The following is a 17,261-nucleotide window of genomic DNA, read 5'->3' as shown; positions in this document are numbered from 1 at the left end:
GGGAGCGGCGCCGGACAACGTTCCGGAGCGGGCGGTGAGGAATTCCTGGACGAAAGGAGAATAACCCAAAAAGGCAAAACGAACTTCAGAAATATTTCGGCAACAATACAGTGTGCGCGTCATGTTAACGCCCCTTGAAAAACGTTCCCTGTTTCCCTTTCGCCTCCGGACCGGCCACCAGCCCTGAAGGGGTTACACCCGACGTGACCAGGGGGGAACCGTGAGGCGACTCACAGATCAGAATCGACCGAAAGCGCGGGGGCAGCCTTGTTGCTTTCACCGATTCCCGACTACCTCGACGCCATCGTCGACCGCAGCGGACACGTCGTTTCCGGAGAACGGGCCGACTACATCCCGGAACCGGCGTCGGACGATCCGGACCGCGTGTCCGTGACCGCGTGGCCGTGACCCGTGCGCGGACAACGGGGCCGTTGACGCGAGCGGAGACGCCGACCACGCGTTCGGCGTCCAGCCATCCCCCCACCCTTCGCCCAGGCCCGGGCGATCGAGGACCACGGCGTGGAGTTCGCCCTGGAGCGCGTCGGGTGGAACCCAGCGGCGAGGCCTTCACCGGGGCGGGCCACTCCCGGGCACGTGAACCGCGTGATCCACAGCCCCGCCGAACGACTGGACAGGAGTTCGAAACCATGTTCGAATAACGCCCATGCGCTGGGAGAACCTTCGTGAGGAAACCGACCACACCGGGCAGCGGGCTCTGTTCGCCCCCGCCGCACCCGCACCCTCGCGCGGCACCGGAAGGGCCGGGCTGGGCGCACCGGCCCCCGGTCCGGTACTCGCGGGACAGGACGGCGAGGCGGTCGCCATCGAGATCCGCGCCCGGTCCGTCATCAACCGGGTCCCCGGAGACGACCCCATGTTCCGGTGGACCCTCAACCCCTACCGGGGCTGTTCGCACGCCTGCGTGTACTGCTTCGCCCGCCGCACTCACGAGTACCTCGACCTGGACAGCGGACACGACTTCGACACACGCATCCTGGTCAAGGTCAACGCCGTTGAGCGGCTGCGCGCCGAACTCGCCCGCCCGTCCTGGACCGGCGAGCACATCGCGATGGGCACCAACACCGACCCCTACCAGCGCGCCGAGGGCCGCTACCGGCTGATGCCGGGGATCATCTCCGCGCTGAGGGACACCGCCAACCCGTTCTCCATCCTCACCAAGGGGACCCTGGTCCTGCGCGACCTACCCCTGCTCGAACAGGCGGCGCGGGTGACCCGGGTGGGCATGGCGGTCTCGGTCGGCTCCGTGGACCCCCGGGTCTGGCGCACCGTCGAGCCGGGCACGCCCCGCCCCCGCGCCCGTCTGGGCGTGGTCCGCGCGCTGAGCGAACGCGGCCTGGAGTGCTCGGTACTGATGGCACCGATCCTGCCCGGGCTGACCGACTCCGCCGAACAGATCGAGGAGACGGTGGCCGCCATCGCCGAGGCCGGGGCGAAGCGTGTCTCCCCGGTCGTGCTGCACCTGCGGCCGGGCGCCCGGGAGTGGTACCGCGCCTGGCTGGCCCGGGAGCATCCGCGCCTGCTGCCGCTCTACCGCGAGCTGTACGGGGGCGGCTCCTACGCGCCCCGGTCCTACCAGCGGATCGTCACCACGGCCGTGCGCGAGATCGCCGCCCGGTACGGCCTCAACAGACCGGGTTCCCCCCGGGGCACCGAAGGCGCGGGCGGAGACGAGGCCGGAGAAGGCAGGAGCGGGGAGGCCGGGGGCGGGGAGGCTCCCGCGGGAGGAGCGGCCCGAGGTGACGAGCAGCTCCGACTCGATCTCCCCGTGGCCTAGCGGCGTGCCCGGCGCGGGGGCGCTCGCGCGCCCCACCGGTACGGCCCCCGCTCCCCCGGGCCCTCGCCCGGCTGCCGCCGCGGCCCGGTGTACGGGTGCCGGTGATCAGTGCCGGTGTCAGTGCCGGGGAACGGCGGCCAGGGCGGCCGGGGTGACCACGCGCAGGAAGGGCACGACGGTCAGCAGCGCCGCCACGGCGAAGAACGCGAAGGCCGCCCGTATCCCCACCAGTTCGGCGAGCACACCCACCAGCGCCGCGCCCAACGGCATGGCTCCCCATCCGAACAGGCGGAACGCGGCACTGAACCGGCCCAACATGGCGTCGGGCACCATCCGCTGGCTGATGGTGCGGGTGTTGACGGTCCACAGGGTGCCGCCCATACCGCCCAGGAACGCGGCGGCGCCCACCACCCACAGGTTCGCGCTCAGCACCGGAGCGGCCATCATCGCGGCGGTCCCGAGCAGATCGGCGAACATCGCCCAGCGCCTGCCCAGCAACCGGTTCACCCATCCCACGGTGAGCGCTCCGACGATGCCTCCGGCCCCGAGCGCGCTCATGAGCACACCGAACTCGGCCGCGCCGAGGTCCAGCAGTTCGGTGGCCACGAGCGGCATCAGCGCCAGCCACGCGCCCCAACAGGCGCACAGCACGGTGAGCAGCAGTGCCATGCCGCGCAGCATCGGCTGCCGCCACAGGTAGGCCAGCCCCTCGCCGATCCGTTCGTGGACCGACCCCTGCGGGCGCGTTCCCCCCGCGTGCGGGGCGAAGCGCCCCACCAGGAACAGCAGCACCAGCATGCCCACCACGTACGCGGCCCCGGTGGCTCCCAGAGCGAGCCCGGCACCGACGGCCACCAGTACACCGCCGACGAAGGGACCGGTGAACTCCCCGCAGGCGGTCTCGGCTCCGGCCATCCAGGCGTTGGCGCGTTCGCGGCCCGGTGGGGTGACGGCGGCGGGGACCAGGGCCACCGACGCGGTGGTGGCCACGACCTCGGCCACCCCCATCAGCGCGGCGCCCGCGTAGAGCGGGAGGAGCGAGAGGGAGTCGGCGAGCAGGGCCGCCACCAGGCCCGCCATGGTCGTCACCCGGACCAGGTTGGCGGCGAGCAGCAGCGCGCGGCGGTCGAAGCGGTCCACCAGCACGCCCACGTGTAGAGAGGTGAGCAACCAGGGCAGCGTGAGGACGGTCGCGACCGCCGCGACGAGCCCGGGCGAGGAGGTCAGCGTGGTGGCGACCAGGGGCAGGGCCACCTTGAGCACGCCGTCCGCGAGGTTGGTGAGCGCGGTGAAGGCGACCAGGACACCGGTGTTGCGCGCGTCCGAACGGGCACCGGAACGCGTCGTGGCGAGGAGCTTCGACATGACTAACCACCTTAAGCCGTTTGGTGGATAGTAGCCCGGAATGGGCGGCACCGACAGTGGGTTTGCACCAGAACAGACCCGTAACCGCTAACCTTGGTTGACCAGTTACTCGAAGGAGGCGAACATGGAACGCCCGCCCGCTGCCGCCCGCGTCGAACTGTTCACGAACACCTTCGACCTGGAGAGTGGCCGCGACGAGCTGTCCACGCCCGAGGACCTGACCCGCTGGCTGCGCGAACAGGGCCTGATCGGGGCCGGAACCCGGGCCGACGAGGCCGACCACCGGGCCTTCACGGACCTGCGCGCCGGGCTGAGAGCCGCCCTGGACGGCGCCGACGCCGATCCGCACGCGCTGGCGCGGGGAGACGCGCTCCTGGCGGAGCTGCCGCTGCTGGCCTCCCTCTCCCCCGGCCAGCGGACACTCGTCCCCGACCCGGACCTGGGCCCGGTGCGCGCGGCGTGCGCCTCGCTGGCCCTGGACTGGGTACGGCTGGTGACCACCGGGGACGTGGCGCGGCTCAAGAGGTGCGCGGAGCACACCTGCCTGTGGGTGTTCTGGGACGGCTCCCGCAACCAGAGCCGCCGCTGGTGCTCGATGCGGGTGTGCGGGAACCGGACCAAGTCCCGTCGGCACTCCGAGAGGGAGCGCCGAGCGCGCACACGGGACTGAGGTTTTTTGGAGAACGGCTCTCCTGTGGAGAGGCGATGGAGGGGTTCAAGCGGTTGCTATCGACCCGAACCGACACCTTTACGTTGTAGATTCACATGCGTGGCGCCGGGTGTCTCACCCGAGCCTTCGCGCCTCCTCGGCGCGGCGCACCATCTCCCCGATCCACACCGGCGCGTACGGGGTGAGGCACCCGGGCGGGGTCGGGTAGTCCTCCAGGACCCGCAACCGCTCCCCGATCGCCACCGCCCGCTCGCGGTACTCCGGGTGGTCGATACCGATCCGCGCCAGGCAGTTGTTCATCTCCCACTGCAACCGGTCGGGGGCGTCGGCCATGCCGTCCTCGATGGTGTCCAGCAACCCCGGTAGGTCCAGCCCCTCGGGCCGCTTCCCGACCCGCTCGACAGTCAGCGCCCAGCCCGCGCTCGCCACCACCGGGTCGGGGTCGTCGAACCAGGCCAGGCGCAGCTCCTCGGCGTGCGGGCCCTTCTTGACCACGTAGTTGACCAGCCAGTCGTGCACCTTGGGAGTGCGCGCCCCGCGCAGCATGGCGTCCAACTCGTCGCGGCCGAACTCCCGGGGGCGGCAGACGAGCAGCGCGAGCAGCCGCGCGGCGCTGTCGCCGGTCGCCCAGAGCTCCACTGCCAGGTCCTGTCGCTTCCTGAGCCGTTTCGCCACGGCCCGCAGCTTGGTGAGGTTCACACCGTGGTCGTCGCCGTGCCTCTCGTTGACCGCACGGACCCGGGCGTCCTCCAACCCGGCCAGCTCCGCCATGACCTCGTCCACCGTCGTCTCGACCACCTCGACCACCCCTCCCCCACTCGACGCACCCAACCTACGCCGGGCGGAGGACCCGAACGCACAGGTCGGTGCACACGTCGTGGAGGGGGTGCCCCGGGATCACCACGATGCGACGACCGGGTCCACGTGCCCCTCGCGCGACCACGCTTCGGAGAACCGGCCGAGCCGCTCCGCTGAGGCGGTTCCGACCACCTCCGCGATCCGTCCGTCCCGCATCCCCAGGGCCATGACCCCCACGACCCGATCACCCAGGGCGACGACCATGGCGGGCGAACCGTTGACCACGGTGGCGTGGACCGACGGTGATCCGCCCACCAGGCGTCTCTTGGCCTCGGTGGGCCGGAACCCGGCACGCAGCACGGAGGCGACCTTCTGCGCCCCGGAGTGCCACCGCACCCTTCCGAAGCCCCCGGCCCCGTCGCTGACCACGGTCGCGTCGTGCGTGAGCAGCGCCACCAGCCGCTCGGTCCGACCCGAGGAGGCGGCCTCCACGAAGGCCTCCACCACACGCCGGGCGACGGCGCGGTCGACCTCGCGGGTCTCCCGCTCGGCGCTGACCCGGCGCCGTGCCCGGTGGGCGTGCTGTTGGCTCGCCGACTCGCTGATGTCGAGGATTCCGGCGATCTCCGCGTGTGTGTAGGAGAAGGCCTCCCGCAGCACGTAGACGCCCCGTTCCACGGGAGTGAGCCGCTCCATGAGCAGCAGGACCGCCAGGTTCACCGAGTCGCGCTGTTCGGCGGTCTCGGCGGGGCCCAGCATCGGGTCGCCGTCCAACAGGGGCTCGGGGAGCCAATCCCCCGCCGCCCGCTCGCGGCGTGCCCGCGCCGACCGCAGCCGGTCCAGGGCCAGGTGGGTGACGACCCGGGTGAGCCAGGCCTCGGGGACCTCGACGCTCTCGCGGTCGGCACCCTCCCAGCGCAGGAAGGCGTCCTGCACGGTGTCCTCTGCGTCGGCGGCGGAGCCGAGCAGACGGTACGCCAATGAGGCCAGCCGGTCCCGGTTGGCCTCGAAGCGCGCCACTGCGGCGGTGTCCACGCGGGTCACGTTAGTCGGCGACCGCCCCGGCGGGCCTGACCGGGGCGGTCAGGCGAAGCCGGCGCACCGGCAGACCGTAGGTGGGGTGACCCATGGTCCAGGCGACGGTGGAGATCACGCACCTCTTGAAGAACGCGACACCCCGGCCGCGCAGAGAGGAGGCCTTCGCCCGCGCCTGCTTGTCGACGCCCTGGTAGATCGCGTTGTCGCGGCCCAGGCTGACGCAGTTGCCCAGGTAGCCGAGCGGGGTGGGCCAGGACCGGTGTCCGGTGAGGTCCGCGATGATCGCGGCGGTGGCCCGCATGCGGGTGAACCCGGCCGAAGCGCAGGACATCGGCAGCGGGAGGCCGTTGTCACCGACAGCCAGGACGCTGTCACCCGCGGCGTAGACCTCGGGATGGGAGACCGAACGCATTCCTTCGTCCACGATCATCCTGCCCCGCTCGTTTACGGCCAGTCCGCCGTGCGCGGCGATCGGGTGGACGGCGAACCCTGCCGCCCACACGATCACGTCGGCGTGCAGCGTCTCTCCCGTGTCGGTGGTCGCCCGCCCGCGTTCGACCCGGGTGACCGCGCTGTTCTCACGCACGGTGACACCCAGCCGTTCGAAGGCCGCCAGCGTGCGGGAACGGGCCTGATCCCCCAGCCATCCACCCAGTTCACCACTGGTGGCCAGGGTGACACGCAGCCCGGGGTGAGCCTGCGCGACCTCGGTGGCCGTCTCGATGCCGGTGAGGTTGCCCCCGACGAACAGCACCCGCCCCGTGCCGTTGAGTTCCCGGAGCCGGTCGCGCACCCGCGACGCGGCCTCCCTGTCGGCCACGTGCAGGGTGTGCTCGGCGGCGCCGGGCACCCCACCGTGGCCGACGGTGCTGCCCAGGGCGTACAGGAGGGTGTCGTACCCCAGCTCCTCGGTACCGGACCCCGAGTCCACCGACACCGTCCGCCGGTCGGCGTCGACCGACGTGACCCGTGCGACCCTCAGCCGGATGCCGGTGCCCGCGAACATCTCGGCGAGTTCCCGGCTCCCGGTGTCGCGACCGGCGGCCACCTGGTGCAGGCGCATCCGCTCGACGAAGTGGGGGGAGGAGTTGACGACGGTGATGTCCACGTCGTCAGAGTGCAGGCGGCGGGCGAGAACCCCGGCTCCGGCCGCTCCGGCGTACCCGGCCCCGAGAACCATGACGCGGTGTCGCATGATCGTGCTCCTGTCCGTTCGTGTACGCCTTGAACGGGACGGCTTCCGCATCCCTGACAGCTCCGCGATGTGATCTGGCCCACATGTCCATGCACCACCACCTTGACGTCGTAGATCTCCCTTCAAGGGGCTTCCCTGACCACGACCTCCGCCCAGCGACGCGGTCATGCGCGCCCACAGTTCATCATCCGGGGATTCCGGCACGATCGGAGCGGAATCCACCGGCTCACCCACGGGCTTCGGCTCGGGTTCGTCGATGGCGCGCTTGAGGCTGCTGACGCCGAGGGTTCCGCCCGAGCGCCCGGCCAGGTTCTCCAACGGGAAGGAGCACCACCGCCCGTCGACGTCGACCACGTCGGCGATGGCCATGAGGGCCGAGAGTGAGCGGGGAATGGGGCCCTTCGCGAGAACGAAGGGCCCCGGCCGAAGCACCCGGACCCGAAGGCCCCGGATCACCGTCTAGGGCTTGCGGGCCACGCCACAGTACTGGTCCGCCTCGGTGACACTTCCCACCTCGGTCTTCGCCGGGTTCCAGAAGGGGGCCGAGACGACGCCGGGCTCCAGGAGATCGAGCCCCACGAAGAAGCCCTCGATTTCCCTGGGGCTACGCAGGTGGTACGGAATCGCCGCCGTCTCGTTCCAGCGCCGGGCGGCCTCCACCATGGGTGCGCTGGTGTCCGTGCCGTCGCACAGGGCCAGGAAGCTGCCCGAGGACAGCGCGTCCACGTAGGCCCGCACCACGGCGTAGGCCTGCTCGGTGTCCGGGGTGTGGCCCATGGTCCCCAGAATGGTCAGACCGATCGGCTGGGAGAAGTCCAGGTGCTCCCGGGCGGCGGACAGGACGGTGTCGGGCCGGTGCAGGTCCGCATCGACGTAGTGCACCTCGCTGAGGGCCTGGCCGGTCAGGAGGGCACGGGCGTGGGCGAGCACCATCGGATCGTTGTCGACGTAGACCACCCTGACGTCCGGGGCCACGGCGCGGGCGACCTCATGGGTGTTGTCGTGGGTCGGCAGTCCGGTGCCGATGTCCAGGAACTGGCGGACTCCTCGCTCATCGGCCAGGTGGGTGACGGCCCTGATGAGGAACTGCCGGTCGGCACGGGCCGCCCCGACCATCTCGGGGTAGGCCTGGAGCACGTAGTCGCCGACCTCCCGGTCCACGGGATAGTTGTCCTTTCCTCCCTGCCAGTAGTTCCACACCCGGGCCGAGTGCGCCTTGGTGGTGTCGATCTCGGGGTAGGGGCTCATTGGGGCCTTCCTCAGGGGGCGGAGCCCGTATTCTTCCGCTTGCGCCCCGGCGCGGACAAGCCGCTACCGGCCAGGCGAACGCCCTCCTTCTCCTTTCTCGGCAGCTTCCTCCCCTGGAAGCGGGAACGGGCGGTGACGGTGCTCGCCGCACCGCCGCCGCCCGCAGCACCGCCCTTCCCCCTACCTCGCCGGGAGAATCCTGCCGGTGACCTCGCCGAAGTCGATCCTCGAACCGTCCGGGCCGGGCGCGGTCGCGGTGATGGTGACCTCGTCGCCGTCCTCCAGGAAGGTGCGCTCGGTGCCGTCGGGCAGCCGCAGCGGCTCCCTGCCCGACCACGTGAGCTCCAGGAAGCAGCCACGCTGGTCCGCCTCCGGGCCGCTCACCGTCCCCGAAGCGTAGACGTCGCCGGTGCGCAGCGACGCCCCGTTGGCGGTCATGTGCGCGAGCTGTTGGGCGGCGGTCCAGTACATCTCGGAGAAGGGCGGCGTGGCAACGAGGTGTCCGTTGAGCCGCACCTCCAACCGCAGGTCCAGGCCCCAGGACCGCGCACCCCGCAGGTAGGGCAGCGGCTCGGGGTCCTGGGCGGGCTGCTCGACGCGGGCCGCCTCCAGGGCGGCGACCGGCACCACCCACGGGGAGACGGACGTGGCGAACGACTTGCCCAGGAACGGGCCCAGCGGGACGTACTCCCACGCCTGGAGGTCGCGCGAGGACCAGTCGTTGAGGAGGAACACCCCGAACACGTGGTCGGCGAAGTCGTCCACCGCCACACGCTCGCCCATCGGGCTGGGGGTGCCGACGACGAAGCCCACCTCGGCCTCGATGTCCAGGCGCGCCGACGGCCCGAACACCGGGGCGGGATCGGTCGGGGGCTTGCGCTGGCCGGTGGGGCGGACGATGTCCGTGCCCGAGACCACGATGGTGCCCGAGCGGCCGTGGTAGCCGATGGGCAGGTGCTTCCAGTTGGGGGTGAGCGGCTCCTGCTCGGGGCGGAAGATGCGTCCCACGTTGGTGGCGTGGTGCTCGGAGGCGTAGAAGTCGACGTAGTCGGCGACGGTGAAGGGCAGGTGCAGGTTCACCGTGGCGCGGTCCACCAGGTGCGGGCGCACGGCCGCCTCGTGGGCGGGGTCGGTCACCCACGAGGTGAGGGCCGCCCGGACCTGCTCCCACACGGGCCGCCCGGCCGCCAAGAGCGCGTCCAGGTCGGGCCCGGAGACGGACTCCGCGAAGGGGGCGCCGAGATCGCGGGCGACCGCTCCCAGGTCGAGGACGTGGTCGCCGATGGCCACACCGACCCGGGTTCCGGGAGTGCCCTCGGTGGAGAACACGCCGTAGGGCAGGGTGGCCGGGCCGAACTGCGTCTCCGGGGCGATGTCGAGCCAGCTGTCAGGCATGGAGTGTGCTTTCTGCGAGTGGGTGGGGTCAGGTGTGGAGCGCCCCGAGGACGAGGAGGTCCTCCAGGGGTTCGGCGATGCTGCACGTGCCGAAGGAACGGAATCTCGACCGGATACGGGCCGCCTCGGTGACGGTGAGCGCCCCCGCCCGCGCGGCCAGGGCGGGGCCGTCGCGGTCGGCGAGGTCCCGCGCGGCCTCGGTCCGGTCCCCGCTGGTGAGCAGGGTGTGGGTGGCCAGCAGCACGTTGAGGAACCCGTGCTGTTCGAAGCCCTCCCCAGTGGTGTGGCGGACGGCGTGGTGGAGCCCCGCCGTGCACTTGAACGCGACACCGGCGGTGACGGCGGCGGCCATCAGCGCGGCGAGTTCGGCCTCGTCCGGGTGCGCCTGCGGGGTGAGACCGCCGGTGCGGAACTTGGCGTGCGCGCCCGTTCCGGCCAAGGCCGCGACGTCGGCGGCGGCGCCCGCCCCACGGGCGACCTCCACGTAGGCGTCGGCCTCGTCCGCCAGCGCACGCACCACCGTGTCGGCGGTGGCGGCGGCCGCGCCGGGAGCGGACGCCACCTCCACCCCGGCCAGGGTCAGGGCGGGGTCGGCGCGCACGGCGTCGACCGCCGCGGCCACGCCCTGGGCCCCGCCGGGGACGGTGACCACGAGCGCGAGCGCGGCGTGGTCACCATCCTCCCGGGAGAGCACCGCGCGCAGTTCGGCAAGGCGCGCGTCCGCGACCAGGAAGGGGCCCACGTAGGGCGCCCGGCGTGAGGCCAGGTGGTCCCGGTGGGCGGGGATCGCCTCACCCAGGGGCGCGTTACCGGGCGGGAACAGCGCGGCGTCGTCGAACAGGGCACCGTAGAGGGTGCGGGCGGTGTCGCTCACGCCTGCCCCTGTTCCCGCTGGGCCCGCCGCCCCTTGGCCCAGGTCCACGCGTAGGTGCCGTCGTCCACGGCGGCGCCGCCTTCGCCCAGGTCCAGGGGACGGAAGGTGTCGACCATGACCGCGAGCTCGTCGAAGGCCTCCGCGCCCACGCTGCGCTCGTAGGCGCCGGGCTGCGGTCCGTGCGAGTGGCCGCCGGGGTGCAGGGAGATGGAGCCCTGGCCGATACCGGAGCCCTTGCGGGCCTCGTAGTCGCCCCCGCAGTAGAACATGACCTCGTCGGAGTCCACGTTGGAGTGGTAGTACGGCACCGGGATGGCCTCGGGGTGGTAGTCCACCTTGCGCGGCACGAAGTTGCAGATGACGAAGTTGTGGCCCTCGAACACCTGGTGAACGGGCGGCGGCTGGTGGACACGGCCGGTGATGGGCTGGAAGTCGTCGACGTTGAACACGTACGGGTACAGGCAGCCGTCCCATCCGACCACGTCGAAGGGGTGGGTGGGGTAGGTGTAGCGGGTTCCGGAGATCCCGCCCGGCCCGTCGCCCCGGTGCTTGATGAGCACGTCGACGTTCTCGCCCTCGACCAGCAGGGGACCCTCGGGGCCGCGCAGGTCGCGTTCGCAGTAGGGGGCGTGCTCCAGCAGCTGGCCGTAGCGGGACAGGTAGCGCCTGGGCGGGGCGATGTGGCTGTTGGCCTCGACCACGTAGGCGCGCAGCGGTGCGTCGCCGGTGGGCACCCAGCGGTGGGTGGTGGCGCGCGGCAGGATCACGTAGTCGCCGCGGCCGACCTCCAGCAGGCCGAACACGGTCTCCACGCGGGCCGTGCCCGACTCGACGTACACGCACTCGTCGCCGATGCCGTTGCGGTACAGCTCGGAGGGCGCTCCGGCGACCACGTAGGAGATGCGCACGTCGCCGTTGCCGAGTACGAGGCGTCGGGACTCGACGACGTCGTTGGTCCGCCACTCCTCTCCCTGGAACAGGTCGTGGAGTTTGAGGTGGCGCGGCACCATCGGGGCGTTGCGCCGCAGGGACTGGTCGGGGACCTCCCACTCGGCGGCGTCGACGATCGCGGACGGAATCGCCTTGTGGTACAGCAGCGAGGAGTCGGCGGAGAAGCCCTCCTCCCCCATCAGCTCCTCGTAGTACAGGCCGCCGTCGGGGTTGTGGTGCTGGGTGTGGCGGGTGCTGGGCACCGCGCCGACGCTGCGGTAGTACGCCATGTCCGGTCTTCCTCCTTGGTTGGGTCCGGTGGTCTGTCGGGAGCCGCGCGGTCTAGGCGGGAACGGTGTCGGTGGCGGGGCGGCCCAGGGCGGTGCGGACCGCCGCGCGGACGGCGTCGGGGTCGTGTCCGGACACCACGGCGGCGACGTGGGCGTCGGGTCGCACGAGCCAGACCTGCCCGGGCAGGGGGTCGAGCGCCCCGCGCAGGGCTCCGGTGGTGTCCACGTCGTCGAGGAGCAGGGTGGTGACGGGGGCCGGGGTGGCTCCGGTGGCGGCCGCGTGAACGGCGGCGCGGTCGGCGTCCCGGCCCAGCAGCAGCGTGAGCCCCTCACGTAGGAGTGGGCGCAGGCGGGTGAGTTCGGGGCGGCCGGGGACGGTGACGGGGGCGTCGGGCAGGATCACGCCGGGGCAGGGCGCGGGAGCCTGGCCGCGCGGGGGGCGGCCTCCGAAGGGGCGTTCGGGGCAGGCCGTGGTGAGCGCGGAATCGGTGTACCAGAACGGTTCGGCGAGTCGCCCGGAGTCGACCATCGGGTGGGCGACGGGGTCGTTGACCGCCCTCTCCAGGACGCTGACGCGGAGCTCGTGCTCGGCATCGTCCTGCGGCACCAGGAACCGCATGGTGGCGCTGGTGACCTCGGCGTTCTCCAGAGCGGCGGCGTGACGCTCGGTGTGGTAGCTCTCCAGGAGCGCCTCCCCTGCCCAGCCGTCACGCACGTAGGCCAGTTTCCAGGCGGCGTTCTCCGCGTCCTGGACCCCGGAGTTGAGGCCGCGCGCGCCGAACGGGGCGACCAGGTGGGCGTTGTCACCGGCGAGCAGAACGCGCCCCGAGCGCATGCGGTCGGCAACGCGGGTGTGGAAGCGGTACACCGAGTGCCAGACGATCTCGTAGGGGGTGTCGCCGATGATCTGCCGGATGCGGGCGTCCAGGCGGCCGCTGGACTCCTCCGCCTCCAGGTCGAAGTCGGAGGGCACCTGCCAGTCGATGCGAAAGACCGAGTCGGGGCAGGGGTGGATGAGGACCTGGCGCCCCGGGTTCCACTCGGGGTCGAAGTAGAAGCGGCGTTCCCGCTCCCAGTCGCCGAGGTCGGCCCGGATGTCGCAGATGAGGAAGCGGTCGTCGAAGCTCGTGCCGGAGAAGTCCAGGCCGAGGGCCTTGCGCACCACGCCGCCGTGAGCCCCCATGCACGACAGCGCGTGCGAGCCACGCAGGCGTACCGGGCCGCGCGGGGTGGCGCACTCCACGGTGACGCCGTCGGCGTCCTGGTCGATCGCGGTGACCTCGTGGCCCCAGCTGATCCGCACCCCGGCCTCGGCCAGGAGCCCGTCGAGGACCTCCTCGGTGCGGGACTGGGAGATGTTGACGAAGGAGGGCAGGGAGGAGGCGCCGGGGTCGGGCAGGCGCACGCTGAAGAGCTCGTGCTCCCGGTAGAAGGTGCGGGCCGTGTCCCAGGTCAACCCCTCCTCGATGATCCGTCCGCCGCCGAGCCACTCCCAGACGTCGAGGACGTCGCGCTGTTGGCAGATGGCCTTGGAACCGACCGCGTCGCGTTCGGGGCGGCCGTCGACGACCAGTACGGGGACCCCACGGCGGGCCAGCAGCAGGGCCGCGGTCTGACCGACCGGCCCCGCGCCGAGCACCAGGACGGGGTCGGTGCCGGTGTCGGCTGGGGTGCGAGGCGCGGGGGGGCGCATGATGGACTCCGTTCGTGGGGCGCCCCGTACGGGCGCGGTCGATGGGGTGGGGGCGGTCAGCCCTGGAGCTGGGCCCAGACCTCGCGGTCGCGGTCGGCGGTCCAGATGACCGGGCGCTCGATACCGGAGAACTCGTCCCACAGGCGGGAGACGTCGAAGGGCAGGCAGTGCTCGAAGATCGGCCAGTGGCCGTAGCCGTCGACCAGGGCGGCGTGGGTGGCGGTGAAGGCCTCCTTGAGGGTGCCGCCGCGTTCGTGGACGGCGCCGACCTCGCGGATCATCACGTTGAGGAAGGCGCGGGTCTGCTCGATGGCGGCGTCGACCTCGTCGCGGCCCCGGCTGACGGCGCCGCGCCCGCCCACGAGCATCTCGGCGCCCAGGGCCTTGACACGGTCGAGGGTGGACCCGGCCCAGTCCTTGTGGAAGGCGTCGCCGGTGTAGAGGGCGGCCTGGGCCTCGACGAGGTCTCCGGCGAAGAGGATCTTCTGCCGAGGCAGCCAGGCGACGACGTCGCCCTCGGTGTGGCCCCGCCCGAAGTACTCCAGGACCAGTTCGCCCCGGTCGCCGCCGAGGTCGATGGTGGTGCGGTCGGCGAAGGTCTGGGTGGGCCAGGTCAGCCCGGGCACGGAGTCGGCGTCCTTGGCCAGTCGCGGCATGCGACCGAACTCGCTGGCCCAGTCCTCCATGCCGCGTTCGCGGATGAGCTCGTGGGTCTTCTCGTGGGTGAGGATGACGGTGGCGTCGAAGGCGCTGGCGCCCAGGACGCGGACCGCGTGGTAGTGCGAGAGCACCAGGTAGCGGACGGGCTTGTCGGTGTGCTCGCGGAGCTTGGCGAGCCACTCCTTGGCGGCGGTGGGGGTGGCCAGGGCCTCGAAGGCGACCACGAAGTCCTCGCCCTCGATGGCGCCGACGTTGGGGTCGCCCTCCGCGGTGAGGGCGTAGACGCCGTCGGCCAGGACCTCCAGGGTCTGCTCCTTGACCTCGGTGTCGGCGGATGAGGCGAACGGCTTGGCTGCCATGGTCGGTGCGCCCTTCACTCGTCGCGGGCGGCTGCCGCCGCCCAAATGATCAAACGTTTGATGAAAAAGACCATAACGTGCTCCGCGCCACAGGGCCAAGAGGCCCAGAACCCCCGGAGCGGTGATGCAGATCACTCCACCAGGCTACCCACCGTGCCCCCTCTGTCACGGGCCGACCTCCCCGACGGAGGGCGATCGGGAGGTGACGCCCGAGCCGCGACGGGACGGACGCCGATCACTCCCCGTACTAGGCTGGTCCGCGTGACTCACAACACGGCACCCCCCGACGAGCTCACCTTCTGGTCGTTCGTGGACTACGCGGTCCACAAGGCCGAACGAGAACTCCCCACGGTCAACGCCGAGGCCATGCGCATGGTGCTGACCCTGAACCGGGCGACGAGCATGGTCGTCTACGACCTGGAGTCCACCGTGCACCGCCCCCGGGGGTGGACCTGGCCGGGGTTTCGCGTGCTGTTCGCCCTGTGGCTGGCGGGGCCGATGGAGGCCAAGACCACGGCGGAGATCTCCGGCATGAGCCGCGCAGCGCTGTCCGCGCTGCTCAACACCCTCGAACGCGACGGGCTGCTGACCCGCGAACGCGCCGTCCACGACCGCCGCGCCCTCCAGCTCAGCCTCACCGAGGCCGGATACGGGGCGATCCTCGGAGTCTTCCGCGCCCACAACCGCAGGGAGAGCGCCTGGGCCGAGGCGCTCGAACCCGAGGAGCGCCGCGAGCTGGTACGCCTGCTCAACAAGCTGATGGCCGGTTCCACCGACGCCCAGGCCAAGTTCCGCAGCTGAGACGGTCGACGCGGTCGACGCCGCAGGACGCGAAGGGAACCGAGAACCCGTGAGCCCGACCCGAACCCGGCGCGCGGTGGCCGCCGCCACCGCCGTCGCCGCCGCCCACGGCCTGGCCGCGGACGACGCCGTCGTCCTCCAGGCGTCGAACCGGATCACCCTGCGACTCCTGCCCTGCGACATCCTGGCCCGGGTCGCTCCCCCGGGCGTGGACTCGACGCGGACCGAGGTCGAACTCGCCCGGCGGCTCGCTCTGACGGGTGCGCCCGTTGCCGCGCCCGACCCCCGCGTCACGGCCCGCGTCCACGAGCACGACGGACTCGACGTCACCCTGTGGACCCACCACGCGGCGGTAACGACCTCGCGGGTCCCCGCCCCCGACTACGCCCTGGCCCTCACCCGGCTGCACGACGGGCTGCGCGGGATCGACCTCGACACCCCGCACTTCACCGACCGCGTCGCCGAGGCCCGCGCACTCGTGGCCGACCCCCACCGCACCCCCGCCCTCTCAGGTCCCGACCGACGACTGCTCGCCGACACCCTGCGCGACACGGAGCGCGGCATCGCCGAACACGACGCCCCGGAACAACTCCTGCAAGGCGAGCCGCACCCCGGAAACCTGATCGCCACCGCACGGGGGCCGCTCTTCGTCGACCTGGAGACCGTCTGCCGGGGGCCGGTCGAGTTCGACCTCGCACACGCACCCGAAGCGGTCGCCGACCACCACCCGGCCTTCGACCCCGAACTGCTGCGCCGGTGCCGCCTCCTCGTGCTGGCGATGATCACCACCTGGCGCTGGGACCGCCACGACCGGTTCCCCGACGGACACCGACAGGGCGCCGCGTGGCTGGACCAACTGCGCACCGCGACCGAGGGCTCGGGCTCCCGCTGAACCGCCCCGGGCCCGGCACACCCGAAAGAGTCCAATCACGGCCGATTGGACCTTGAACCACCCCCGGGCGCCTGTGAACATGCGGTCCATGAACCAGACCGCACGCACGAGCCTCAGCCAGGCACGGACCCAGTTCTCCCCCCAGGGCACCTACCTCAACACCGCCACGCACGGCCTCCTGCCCCACCGCGCCCGCCAAGCCCTGGAGCAGAACCTCCACGAGGTGGCGACCGGCCGGTTCTCCCCCGGGTCCGTCGACGCCGCCGTCGACGCCGCGCGCGCCTCCTACGCCCGACTGGTCGGCGTCGACACCGAGAACGTCGCCGTCGGCACCCACACCGCACAGTTCGTCGGAACGGTCGCGGCGAGCCTGCCGGCGGGCTCGGAGGTCCTGCTCGCCGAAGGCGAGTTCACCTCCGTGGTCTTCCCCCTGATGGCCCGGCAGGCACACGGCGTGCGGGTCCGGGAGGTGCCCCTCGATCAGCTGCCCGAGGAGGTCGGCCCGGCCACCGCGCTCGTGGCCGTCGCCGCCGTGCAGTCCGCCACCGGCCGCGTCGCCCCGATCAGGGAACTGCGGGCCGCCTGCACCGACCACGGCGCCCGGCTCCTGCTCGACACCAGCCAGTCCGCCGGATGGCTCTCCACCCCGGTGCACGAGGCGGACTACGTCGTGTGCAGCACCTACAAGTGGCTGCTCGGCCCCCGCGGGGCGGCCTTCCTGACCGGCACCGAGGAGGCCCTGGCCGCGCTCTCGCCCCTCGCCCCGGGCTGGTACGCGGGGGCCGACCCGTGGGACTCGCTCTACGGGGGGCCGCTACGACTCGCCCACGGGGCGCGCGGGCTCGACCTGGCGCCGGTGTGGCCCGCCTGGATCGGGCTGGCCCCGGGGCTCGCGCTCCTGGAGGAGATCGGGGTGGAGGAGGTACACGCGCACGACGTCGCCCTGGCGGACCGGTTCCGCAACGCCATGGGTGAGGAAGCCGGGGGCTCGGCGATCGTGTCCCTCCCCGTACCGGAGGGCACCGCCGGACGCCTCGAAGAGGTCGGGATCTCCGCCGCCCTGCGCGACGGCCGCCTGCGGGTGGGCTTCCACCTGTACAACACCGAAGAGGACGTCGACCGGCTGGTCAGCGCCCTGACCTAGGCCGACCGGCCAGCCCCGGCCCGGTCAGCTCAGGCCGACCGGGCCGTGACGCGGCCAACGGGCACGGTGGCGGGGCACGACCGATGCCCTGTGAGGAGGCGTCGGCCGTGCCCG

Annotated in this window: 16 protein-coding genes; 6 read left to right on the top strand and 10 right to left on the bottom strand. The window is 72.1% G+C overall.

What is annotated here, in order from left to right; all coding sequences use genetic code 11:
- Positions 1 to 267 precede the first annotated feature (267 nt).
- Positions 268 to 408 (top strand): hypothetical protein, encoded by a 141-nt coding sequence (locus ABZ635_RS15155; protein ID WP_357764610.1) that lies wholly within the window; start codon positions 268 to 270, stop codon positions 406 to 408.
- Between the two features lie 256 nt (positions 409 to 664).
- Positions 665 to 1,795, top strand: a complete 1,131-nt coding sequence (locus ABZ635_RS15150) for an Rv2578c family radical SAM protein (protein ID WP_357764608.1) — start codon at positions 665 to 667, stop codon at positions 1,793 to 1,795.
- 117 nt (positions 1,796 to 1,912) lie between these two features.
- On the opposite strand, the gene ABZ635_RS15145 is transcribed toward ABZ635_RS15150, so the two are convergent.
- Positions 1,913 to 3,160 (bottom strand): MFS transporter, encoded by a 1,248-nt coding sequence (locus tag ABZ635_RS15145; RefSeq protein WP_357764606.1) that lies wholly within the window; start codon positions 3,158 to 3,160, stop codon positions 1,913 to 1,915.
- Positions 3,161 to 3,284: 124 nt separating this feature from the next.
- Between ABZ635_RS15145 and ABZ635_RS15140 the strand changes: the two genes are divergently transcribed.
- A complete protein-coding gene (locus ABZ635_RS15140; RefSeq protein ID WP_357764604.1) occupies positions 3,285 to 3,830 on the top strand; it encodes a CGNR zinc finger domain-containing protein in 546 nt (181 codons plus the stop codon).
- 114 nt (positions 3,831 to 3,944) lie between these two features.
- On the opposite strand, the gene ABZ635_RS15135 is transcribed toward ABZ635_RS15140, so the two are convergent.
- The 9 genes from ABZ635_RS15135 to ABZ635_RS15095 form a co-directional block, all read right to left on the bottom strand.
- On the bottom strand, positions 3,945 to 4,601 hold the full coding sequence (locus ABZ635_RS15135) for a DNA alkylation repair protein (protein WP_357764712.1): 657 nt from the start codon (positions 4,599 to 4,601) through the stop codon (positions 3,945 to 3,947).
- 126 nt (positions 4,602 to 4,727) lie between these two features.
- Positions 4,728 to 5,663 carry a sigma-70 family RNA polymerase sigma factor gene (locus ABZ635_RS15130; RefSeq protein WP_357764601.1) on the bottom strand — a complete coding sequence of 312 codons (936 nt, stop codon included), beginning with the start codon at positions 5,661 to 5,663 and terminating at the stop codon, positions 4,728 to 4,730.
- Between the two features lie 10 nt (positions 5,664 to 5,673).
- A complete protein-coding gene (locus tag ABZ635_RS15125) occupies positions 5,674 to 6,861 on the bottom strand; it encodes an FAD-dependent oxidoreductase (RefSeq protein ID WP_357764598.1) in 1,188 nt (395 codons plus the stop codon).
- Positions 6,862 to 7,320: 459 nt separating this feature from the next.
- Entirely contained in the window at positions 7,321 to 8,109 is a 789-nt protein-coding gene (locus ABZ635_RS15120) for an SAM-dependent methyltransferase (RefSeq protein WP_357764595.1), read from the bottom strand.
- A gap of 180 nt (positions 8,110 to 8,289) precedes the next feature.
- Entirely contained in the window at positions 8,290 to 9,504 is a 1,215-nt protein-coding gene (fahA, locus tag ABZ635_RS15115) for a fumarylacetoacetase (protein ID WP_357764592.1), read from the bottom strand.
- A 28-nt stretch (positions 9,505 to 9,532) separates the two neighbouring features.
- On the bottom strand, positions 9,533 to 10,378 hold the full coding sequence (locus ABZ635_RS15110) for a hypothetical protein (protein WP_357764590.1): 846 nt from the start codon (positions 10,376 to 10,378) through the stop codon (positions 9,533 to 9,535).
- On the bottom strand, positions 10,375 to 11,598 hold the full coding sequence (locus ABZ635_RS15105; RefSeq protein ID WP_357764589.1) for a cupin domain-containing protein: 1,224 nt from the start codon (positions 11,596 to 11,598) through the stop codon (positions 10,375 to 10,377). The genes ABZ635_RS15110 and ABZ635_RS15105 overlap by 4 nt, the downstream gene beginning before the upstream one ends.
- Before the next feature lie 52 nt (positions 11,599 to 11,650).
- The gene (locus ABZ635_RS15100) at positions 11,651 to 13,291 is read right to left on the bottom strand and encodes an FAD-dependent monooxygenase (RefSeq protein ID WP_357764586.1); all 1,641 of its coding nucleotides are present in this window, start codon (positions 13,289 to 13,291) and stop codon (positions 11,651 to 11,653) included.
- 56 nt (positions 13,292 to 13,347) lie between these two features.
- On the bottom strand, positions 13,348 to 14,310 hold the full coding sequence (locus tag ABZ635_RS15095) for an MBL fold metallo-hydrolase (protein ID WP_357764583.1): 963 nt from the start codon (positions 14,308 to 14,310) through the stop codon (positions 13,348 to 13,350).
- A 261-nt stretch (positions 14,311 to 14,571) separates the two neighbouring features.
- Between ABZ635_RS15095 and ABZ635_RS15090 the strand changes: the two genes are divergently transcribed.
- From ABZ635_RS15090 to ABZ635_RS15080, 3 genes are all read left to right on the top strand, one after another.
- The gene (locus ABZ635_RS15090; RefSeq protein ID WP_357764580.1) at positions 14,572 to 15,111 is read left to right on the top strand and encodes a MarR family transcriptional regulator; all 540 of its coding nucleotides are present in this window, start codon (positions 14,572 to 14,574) and stop codon (positions 15,109 to 15,111) included.
- Between the two features lie 49 nt (positions 15,112 to 15,160).
- The gene (locus ABZ635_RS15085) at positions 15,161 to 16,003 is read left to right on the top strand and encodes an aminoglycoside phosphotransferase family protein (protein ID WP_357764578.1); all 843 of its coding nucleotides are present in this window, start codon (positions 15,161 to 15,163) and stop codon (positions 16,001 to 16,003) included.
- A gap of 88 nt (positions 16,004 to 16,091) precedes the next feature.
- On the top strand, positions 16,092 to 17,147 hold the full coding sequence (locus tag ABZ635_RS15080) for an aminotransferase class V-fold PLP-dependent enzyme (RefSeq protein ID WP_357764576.1): 1,056 nt from the start codon (positions 16,092 to 16,094) through the stop codon (positions 17,145 to 17,147).
- Positions 17,148 to 17,261: the final 114 nt, after the last annotated feature.

It is taken from the genome of Nocardiopsis sp. NPDC007018 (genome assembly GCF_040635075.1).
In the GTDB taxonomy this organism is placed as follows: Bacteria; Actinomycetota; Actinomycetes; order Streptosporangiales; family Streptosporangiaceae; genus Nocardiopsis.
Note: the sequence above shows the minus strand (reverse complement) of the source record. Positions and strands in the feature narration are given on the sequence as shown.